The organism is Ancylobacter sp. GW821-FHT10E12, assembly GCF_058809335.1.
Map to the genome: position 1 here is coordinate 1 of NZ_JBXASN010000037.1, position 7280 is coordinate 7280.

Consider the following 7280-nt stretch of genomic DNA (forward strand, 5'->3'; position numbering starts at 1 on the left):
GAATGGCGGAACTCACGCCGACGGCGGAGGAGATCGGCTCGCTGTGCGCCACGATGCGGGCAGCAATGGCTGGCCGAGCCTGATCGGCGGCGGCAGTCTCCCATGGCAAATGAGACGCTCTCAAGCGGCTGGTGCCAAGCTTTCCCCGCTTTTTATTGCACTGACGGTTAAACGGTCACCTTGAATTCATGAGGGTGATCAGCGTTTTACCGACAAGGGGTAGCGCTCGATGGGGAACGTCGCCTGGGGATAGACGCAGAAATCGACATATCCGCTTGCGGGTATTGAGAAAATCCACCCACTCTCGACCAAGTAAAAGTGCGTGCGTTGGCCTGTTTCATCGAGGCCGCACATGATCGCCAGACAGTTTGATGCCCCCTCGCCAGGGGGAAGGACACGACCATCCCTTTCCGAGCTTCATCGGCGCCGGGAGGTCGTTATCGACCACCCTACGCGTGTCGGGGCCTGGCGGCCCGGCGCCGATGGAGACCTATCATGCTGACGACGACCGATACGAAGCTCATCTATAACGGCGAGGTGATCCGCGACTGCAACGAGATGCTGTCGCTCACCGACATGTGGAAGGCGCAGGGCGGCGACGCTTCCAAGCGTCCTGTCGAATGGCTCCGTGGTGAACAAGCCCAGCGGTTTATTTCGTTCATGGCCGAAGACCTCGGTATGGGCGAGGTGGGAAAATCCCACTTCGGTCTGGTGCGGGTGACCAAGGGAGGTGCGGCAGGCGGTGCTACCTTCGCCCACTGGCAGATCGGTCTCGCCTACGCCAAGTACCTCAGCCCCGAGTTCCACATGTGGTGCAACACGGTCGTCCGGGAGCGGATGGAGGGGCGCGTTACCGCTGCTCCCGTCACCGTGACCGCCTTCGAGGAACTGGCGCGTCGTGCGATCGGCGGCATCGTGAAGTCGGTCGTCCATCGGGAGATCGCCGAAGTCGTTCCCCATCTGGTCGAAAGGGCCTTGCTGGAGGACACGCGCGTCGTCACGCGGGAGTATCGGGCGGCCCTCGACCTGCTGAAAGAGAAGAAGGTGCCTCTGCGCGGGCGGCGTGCCTTCTCCCAGAAAGTGTCGAACCGGCTGCGGCTGCGAGGACGCTCCATCCACCTTAACCGCGATCGGCCAAGCCGCACGCTCGAACAGTGTCAGCAGTCCGTTCGGTATGAACCGGGTGCGCGCCGCGTAGACATGCCGATCACCGGTCGCCGACTGGCTGTGCGTGAAGAAGCGCTGCGGCACCATGAGGTTCAAGCTGTCCTTGGCCCGCGTCATCGCGACATAGAGCAGCCGGCGCTCTTCCTCGAGATCATCAGACGAGCCGGCGCCGAGGTCGGACGGAATGCAGCCGTCGACCGCGTTGAGCACGAAGACCGATTTCCACTCCTGCCCTTTGGCCGAGTGGATGGTTGAGAGGATCAGATAGTCCTCGTCGAGCAACGGCACGCCGGCCTGCCCGGAGGTGGCGTCGGGCGGGTCGAGGGTGAGCTCGGTCAGGAAGCGCTCGCGCGAGGGATAGCCGGCGGCAATGTCCTCCAGTTGCAGCAGATCGGCACGGCGCATCTCGAAGTCCTCATGGATGCGCTCGAGGTGCGGCTCATACCAGGCGCGAGCCTCGCCAATCTCCGCCGGCCAGCCGGCACTGCGGCTGCGCAAGCCCTGCAACAGGGTGACGAAGCCCAGCCAGTCCGCGGTAGCGCGCGGTGGGCACGCGTGCTCCATCAGCGCTTTGACCGGGTCGCGGCTCTGCGCCATCGCATCGAGCGCAGCCTGCGCCGTCGAGGGCACTGGCACCATTGGCGTGGCGGTGCGGCGCTGGCGGCTGTTCTACCTTGCCACCGCCGGCCTGTTCGGTCATTGCGATGGCAATGAATGGGGTGTCAGTCACTATCGCCTGCGGCAACGCGGGAGTTAAGTTGGGTCTGCTGTGGCCGCCGGTGCCGTCAGAACGTTTCCTCACAGGTCACTTCGGAATGCGGACCGGCGCTGAGAAAAGACGATCGAGTGAGAGTGGCCCCGGCCCGCGCAGGATGAGGAGCAGGAAGGAGGTCGCCCAAACGCCGTGCGTCGGCCAAGCGTCGGGATAGACGAAAATCTCGATCACCGCGGTCATCGCCAGTAGGGCGGCGGCCGACAGCCGTGTCGCAAGGCCAAGAACCAGCAGGACCGGAAACAGGTGTTCGGCGAATGCCGCCAGATGTGCCGCCAGCCAGGGATCGATCAGCGGCAGCCGATATTCCTCCTGAAACAGCGCGACCGCGCTGTCGGTCACCTGCCAGCCGTCGACCTTGGTCTCGCCGGATTGCCAGAACACCGCGGCGGTGAACACCCGCGCGCACAGGCTGACCGGCCAGAGGGGGGCCGTATCCAGCCGGTCGCGGAGGTTCAGCAGAGTTGCGTTGTTCATGGTCCAAGATCCTTCTCTGTGAGGAAGAGGCGCGTGACGAGGCTGCTAACGACAAGATCGGCGAATGCCGCGGACAGATCGAAGTCGTCCGTGGCCACCAAGGCGTGGTCGGCCGCCGCGGCAAGCGGCGCTCCCCGTTTAAGCGCCTCGAGGAACGCCGCCGTGCCCAGCGGAATCTGCTGCATCGAGGTGTCGAGTTCCGGCCGGTCGATGCGCACGGCCTGAGGTGTCCAAGCGGCAATGGGTCCGGGAGCTTCCCGCCCGGTGGCCATGGTGAAGATCGTCCAGACGGGATGCTCCGAGCGCAACGTGGCGACAGCTGGATGCAGTTCTACCCGCAGTTGCGCCAATTCATCGGGCGCGAGGGCGCCGAAGGCCGCAGCGCCGAGACGAGGTAGGTCTTGCGCATGATAGGCGCGGGTCATCGCCACCTCGATGCGGGCGACATCGGCGAGATAGGGAAGCTCCAATGCCGGCGCGAAGCCGGCGAGAAAGTCTGGCAGTTCGTCGCCCAGCCGCATCATCAGCGGCGAGGCGAACGGGCGGGCCTGCAGGAAATCGCGCGCCATAGCCCTGAAGAACTCCTCGCCCACCAAAGCGACCAGCGCCGGAAAGCGCGCTTCCAGCGACCGGATCAATCCGACCGCGACGTTGTTGCGGTAGACCGCGAAGCGCGCGGCGCTCGGCCCAGAGAGGCCCGGCGGTAGCTGGCGGTCGGGCGCCGTCAGCGCCGCGGCGAAGGCGGAAAGCCCCTCCATGGCTCAGGCCGCCTGCCCGCGGGCGGCCCGCGACAGCACCCCCGCCGCCCGCGTCGCCTCGGCGCGCAGCACGGGCCAGTCCGGCACGTCGTTGTCCCATTCGATCAGGCTCGGCCGCGGACCGGTGCGCGCGATCACTTCCTCGAACAGCGTCCAGACGGGATCGGCCACCGGGCTGCCATGCGCATCGATCAGCAGGAGCGCGCCGGTCTCGTCGGCATCAGCGTCGTGACCGCCGAGATGGATCTCGCCGATCGCCTCGAACGGGAAATCGGTGAGATAGGCACGGGCGTCGGTGGCGTGGTTCACTGCCGAGACGAAGACATTATTGACGTCGAGCAACAAGCCGCAGCCGGTGCGCGCCACCACGGCGCCGAGGAAATCGACCTCCGCGATGGTGCTCTCGGTGAACCGCACATAGGTCGATGGGTTCTCCAGAAGCATGCGGCGGCCGAGCGTGTCCTGCACCTCATCGATGTGGTCGGCGACCCGCGCCAGCGTTGCCGGCGTATAGGGCAACGGCAGCAGGTCGTTGAAGAACGTGTCGCCGTGGGAAGACCACGCGAGATGTTCGGAGAAGCTTTCCGGCCGGTAGCGGTCGATCAGCCGCCTCAGCCGCGCCAGATGGTCCGCATCGAGAGGGCCTTCTCCGCCGATGGACAGACCGACGCCGTGTAATGAGAGAGAGAAGCGCTCGCGCAGCCGGGCGAGCTGGGCATGAGGCCGTCCGCCGTCGCCCATGTAGTTCTCTGCGTGGATTTCGAGAAAGGCGAGCGGCGCATCGTCATCGGCGAGCAGAGCCTCGAAATGTTCCGGCTTAAAACCGACGCCGGCGCCGGCGGGCAATGAGCGGTTCATGTGATCTTCCTCCGGGAGGGTGCGGAGGGCGCCGCATCGCGCCCTCCGCAGGCGCGAACTCACATGGACATCAGATGGCCCATGCCCTTCGGGGTCTTGATGGTCTCGCAGGTGCCCTTGGCCACGTATTTCCAGGCCTTGGTGTCATAGTTCACCTTGGAGGTGCCGGCGCAGGTCGTGCCTGCACCGGCGGCGCAGTCGTTCTTGCCGGCGAGGGAAATGCCGTAGCACTTGTCCATCCCCGGCTGCGTTGCGACCGGACCGGCGGCGGCGCTCGCAACCATGCCCAGTGCGACCGCCAGCGAACCGGCGAGGGTGGCGGCGGTGAGAGTGGTCTTCGTGGTCATCGGATGTTCTCCGTGAGTGGGAGTGACGCACCGCCGGCAACGCCGCTCGGTGACACTTCCCTGTTCGCGGACGACACCCTGTTGCGTTACACGGGCAGGCAACGAAATATGCGCAGCGAAAAATCCGGTGTTCCGACCGGCTGGCATGTAACGTTCCGCTCCCGTGACGCGAATTGACCTTCAGGAAGGTGTCTATGGACGATCGTGAGCGGCGCTGGATGCAGATGATGCAGGAGGCGCTCGCCGGCGATCAGGTGATCTACGAGCGATTGCTGCGCGAAATCGCTCCGGTGATCCGCAGCGTCGTGCAGCGGCTCATGTCGCGCATGGGCGTGCTGAACGGCGAGAGCGAAGACGTGGTGCAGGAAACCTTGCTGGCGGTTCACCTCAAGCGCCAGACATGGCGGGTGGGCGATCCGCTGGGGCCGTGGCTTCGCACCATTGCCCGCAACAAGCTGATCGACCATCTGCGCCGCCGGGGGCGACGGGTGGAAGTGCCGGTCGACGGCTTCTCGGAACTTCTCGCCGCACCGGAGGAGCGCCCCGACGCGCGAGCAGAGGATGTCGAGCGTCATCTTGCCCTGCTGCCGGACAAGCAGCGGTTGGTGCTGCGGGCCATAGCAGTCGACGGTGCCTCGGTCGGTGACACGGCAGCCGCGATGAAGATGACTCCCGGCACGGTGCGGGTGACGCTGCATCGTGCTTTCGCAAGCCTTTCCGCCCGACTGAAGGCTGATGACTGAAGGACAACGCAGGTGGAGACGAACGAACTGATACGCGGCCTTGCCGCCGACGGCCGCCACCGGATCAGTCTGGAGGCTGGACTGGCGTTTGCTATGCCCGTCGGGCTTGCGGTGGCGATCTGCCTGTTCCTGCTGATCCTGACGCTGCGGGTCGGGCTGCCGGGACTGCTCATGGATCCGCGCGTACTTCTAAAGTTTATCGTTTCGCTATCGCTCGCGTTCGCAGGTATCGCGATTGCACTCCGCTTGTCGCATCCCGGCGCGGATGTCCGATCACTTGCGCCGCTGCTGCTGGTGCCCACTGGGGCGCTGGCGCTGGGAGTGGCGGGTGAAATGCTTGCAACCCCCGAAGCCAGCTGGATACCTGGCATGATCGGACGTAACGCAATCTACTGCCTGTCCTTCATACCCCTCATGTCGATGCCGGTATTTATCGCGGCCTTCTTCGCCTTGAAGCGAGGTGCCCCATCATATCCGACGCTCGCTGGAGCTGCCATCGGCGCGCTGGCCGGCGGTTTCGGTGCGGCACTTTACGCACTTCATTGTACTGACGACTCACCGATCTTCGTGCTCGTCTGGTACGGGCTCGCGGTGAGCTTCCTCGTTATCGTCGGTGCATTGATCGGTCGCCGCGTGCTTGTTTGGTGAGCGGTCGATCTTAGCGCTGTATGAACGAAGGACAGGCGGCGGACGCGGACGTGTACGGGGCCGCGCGCTGGGACGTTCGGCCCTGAGAAGAGAAAGCCCGCCGCTCACAAGGAGGGCGGGCTCTATGTCGGCGGACATCCCTCAGCGAGTTAAGCGGCCCTTCGAGAGGCCTTCGCGACGTTCTGTAGCGCGCGCAAAATCCCCTGAGGATCGTTGTCGATCAGGAGAAGAAAGGCACGAATTGCGCCAAGCGGCCGGGCGCGGCCCTGCTCCCACTGGCGGATCTGATGGATGGTGAATCCGAATGCGGACGCGAAATCATCCTGGGAGAGATGCAACTTCGACCGGATCGAGCGCACATCGATTTCCGCTGGGACAAAGAGCCGGGCGGGCTCGATCTCTCCACGCGCTATCGCAACGGCTTCGTTTAGGCCCTCCACGATTTTATCAAATGCTTTCTTGCTCATTACCGTGCTCCGACTTCGACAACTCGCTCGCGATATGCGTCGAGTAGCTTCTTGGTTATTTGGGCCAATGCGTTCCGCTCGGCCTTACTGAGATTTGATCGCTCGCCCTTGGAGAAAGCGGTCAATAGATAGACTGGCAGCGTGTCCCCGCTGTAGAATGTGACGGTTCTATAGCCTCCGCTTTTGCCCTTTCCGCGTCCTGCCCAACGCAACTTGCGGCATCCGCCAGTGCCTTGGATTTCATCGCCTGCCATAGGGTTCGCAGCCAAATAATCGACGAGCCCGTCGACTTCGGCTTCACTCATCCCGGCATCAGCCGCGGCCCGGATAAAGGCGGATGTTTGCGACACGCAATGCATGAAATACACACTACGTAAAATACGCACTTCGTCAATCAGTGTTCCCGAACGTGACAAAAATTTCATGCGTTCGTAAGCAGCCCCGTGCTCGGTCCTGCCGTGCGTTTTTTCGCCAGGGCCGTCGTAAGCGGACTTTTGTCGTCGTAGCCTTCAATACGCAGTCGGATTGATGAGCGTAGCGTGCAGATTGTGCACCTAATTGAAGCGCTCGATTCTCCCTACCCGGTCTCCAGAGCAGGTGGCACAACGCCCCTACCTCCGCCCTCACTTCGCCGGGCGATTATGTCTGCCACGGCGCGCGCCCTAACGACTCCGCTCATCAGCGAACGCCACCATCATCCCCCCAATGATGCCGGCGACAAACACCGCGACGCCAATCCCGGTCAGAGCTGAGTGCAGCCCGAGATCCAGCCGCGTGACGGACCACAGTCCGGCAACGGCGATGCCGACCACTATGCCGCCGATCAGTGTTCGCTGTTTCATTTAATCTCCCGGAGCGGCGCGAGTCGTGCACCATATCTCGAATGGTACCATCCGGCGCACTGCTGCGGATAAGTTGACCTTTCTGGGCATTGCCGCGCCGTCCGTACGCGCATGATCGTGGTCCAGCGTCGATCGTGACACGCCGCCTTAACGGCAGTCTGGTCCAAGGTCCTCCGCCATCAGCAGAGGAGATCGCAATGA

10 protein-coding genes and 2 pseudogenes are annotated in these 7280 nt (G+C 63.8%); 4 read left to right on the forward strand and 8 right to left on the reverse strand.

The genetic code is table 11. The features are described from left to right. Together AC1RU4_RS26035 and AC1RU4_RS26040 are read left to right on the forward strand one after the other, a co-directional pair. The coding region (locus AC1RU4_RS26035) for a hypothetical protein (RefSeq protein WP_492894747.1) at window positions 1-184 on the forward strand (184 nt) is incomplete at its 5' end. 392 nt (window positions 185-576) lie between these two features. Further along, window positions 577-780: pseudogene (locus tag AC1RU4_RS26040) on the forward strand (hypothetical protein); the annotation flags it as partial. A 291-nt stretch (window positions 781-1071) separates the two neighbouring features. Here AC1RU4_RS26040 and AC1RU4_RS26045 read toward each other — a convergent pair. From AC1RU4_RS26045 to AC1RU4_RS26065, 5 genes and pseudogenes are all read right to left on the reverse strand, one after another. Further along, a pseudogene (locus tag AC1RU4_RS26045) lies at window positions 1072-1794 on the reverse strand (3'-5' exonuclease); the annotation flags it as partial. A 178-nt stretch (window positions 1795-1972) separates the two neighbouring features. Next, on the reverse strand, window positions 1973-2416 hold the full coding sequence (locus tag AC1RU4_RS26050) for a DoxX family protein (RefSeq protein WP_492894749.1): 444 nt from the start codon (window positions 2414-2416) through the stop codon (window positions 1973-1975). Next, entirely contained in the window at window positions 2413-3174 is a 762-nt protein-coding gene (locus AC1RU4_RS26055; protein WP_492894751.1) for an HvfC/BufC family peptide modification chaperone, read from the reverse strand. Before AC1RU4_RS26055 ends, AC1RU4_RS26050 begins: the two co-directional genes overlap by 4 nt. 3 nt (window positions 3175-3177) lie before the next feature. Further along, on the reverse strand, window positions 3178-4032 hold the full coding sequence (gene bufB, locus AC1RU4_RS26060) for an MNIO family bufferin maturase (protein ID WP_492894753.1): 855 nt from the start codon (window positions 4030-4032) through the stop codon (window positions 3178-3180). Window positions 4033-4091: 59 nt separating this feature from the next. After that, window positions 4092-4379: a BufA1 family periplasmic bufferin-type metallophore gene (locus AC1RU4_RS26065; protein ID WP_492894755.1), complete on the reverse strand. Its 288-nt coding sequence runs from the start codon at window positions 4377-4379 to the stop codon at window positions 4092-4094. Between the two features lie 194 nt (window positions 4380-4573). Here AC1RU4_RS26065 and AC1RU4_RS26070 point away from each other — a divergent pair, with 194 nt between their 5' ends. Together AC1RU4_RS26070 and AC1RU4_RS26075 are read left to right on the forward strand one after the other, a co-directional pair. Then, a complete protein-coding gene (locus tag AC1RU4_RS26070; RefSeq protein ID WP_492894757.1) occupies window positions 4574-5122 on the forward strand; it encodes a sigma-70 family RNA polymerase sigma factor in 549 nt (182 codons plus the stop codon). Window positions 5123-5134: 12 nt separating this feature from the next. Next, entirely contained in the window at window positions 5135-5770 is a 636-nt protein-coding gene (locus AC1RU4_RS26075; protein WP_492894759.1) for an NrsF family protein, read from the forward strand. 149 nt (window positions 5771-5919) lie between these two features. Here AC1RU4_RS26075 and AC1RU4_RS26080 read toward each other — a convergent pair whose 3' ends face one another. The 3 genes from AC1RU4_RS26080 to AC1RU4_RS26090 all read right to left on the reverse strand — a co-directional run bounded on the left by AC1RU4_RS26080 (window position 5920) and on the right by AC1RU4_RS26090 (window position 7079). Further along, window positions 5920-6237: a helix-turn-helix domain-containing protein gene (locus tag AC1RU4_RS26080; protein WP_492894761.1), complete on the reverse strand. Its 318-nt coding sequence runs from the start codon at window positions 6235-6237 to the stop codon at window positions 5920-5922. Further along, a complete protein-coding gene (locus AC1RU4_RS26085) occupies window positions 6237-6662 on the reverse strand; it encodes a type II toxin-antitoxin system RelE/ParE family toxin (RefSeq protein WP_492894763.1) in 426 nt (141 codons plus the stop codon). The genes AC1RU4_RS26080 and AC1RU4_RS26085 overlap by 1 nt, the downstream gene beginning before the upstream one ends. Before the next feature lie 237 nt (window positions 6663-6899). Beyond that, the gene (locus tag AC1RU4_RS26090) at window positions 6900-7079 is read right to left on the reverse strand and encodes a hypothetical protein (protein ID WP_492894765.1); all 180 of its coding nucleotides are present in this window, start codon (window positions 7077-7079) and stop codon (window positions 6900-6902) included. Window positions 7080-7280 lie beyond the last annotated feature (201 nt).

What these genes read in the sequence shown, in the direction of transcription:
- AC1RU4_RS26050 (WP_492894749.1), bottom strand. Translation starts at nt 2,416, where the DNA reads ATGAACAACGCAACTCTGCTGAACCTCCGCGACCGGCTGGATACGGCC.
- AC1RU4_RS26055 (WP_492894751.1), bottom strand. Translation starts at nt 3,174, where the DNA reads ATGGAGGGGCTTTCCGCCTTCGCCGCGGCGCTGACGGCGCCCGACCGC.
- bufB (WP_492894753.1), bottom strand. Translation starts at nt 4,032, where the DNA reads ATGAACCGCTCATTGCCCGCCGGCGCCGGCGTCGGTTTTAAGCCGGAA.
- AC1RU4_RS26065 (WP_492894755.1), bottom strand. Translation starts at nt 4,379, where the DNA reads ATGACCACGAAGACCACTCTCACCGCCGCCACCCTCGCCGGTTCGCTG.
- AC1RU4_RS26070 (WP_492894757.1), top strand. Translation starts at nt 4,574, where the DNA reads ATGGACGATCGTGAGCGGCGCTGGATGCAGATGATGCAGGAGGCGCTC.
- AC1RU4_RS26080 (WP_492894761.1), bottom strand. Translation starts at nt 6,237, where the DNA reads ATGAGCAAGAAAGCATTTGATAAAATCGTGGAGGGCCTAAACGAAGCC.
- AC1RU4_RS26085 (WP_492894763.1), bottom strand. Translation starts at nt 6,662, where the DNA reads ATGAAATTTTTGTCACGTTCGGGAACACTGATTGACGAAGTGCGTATT.
- AC1RU4_RS26090 (WP_492894765.1), bottom strand. Translation starts at nt 7,079, where the DNA reads ATGAAACAGCGAACACTGATCGGCGGCATAGTGGTCGGCATCGCCGTT.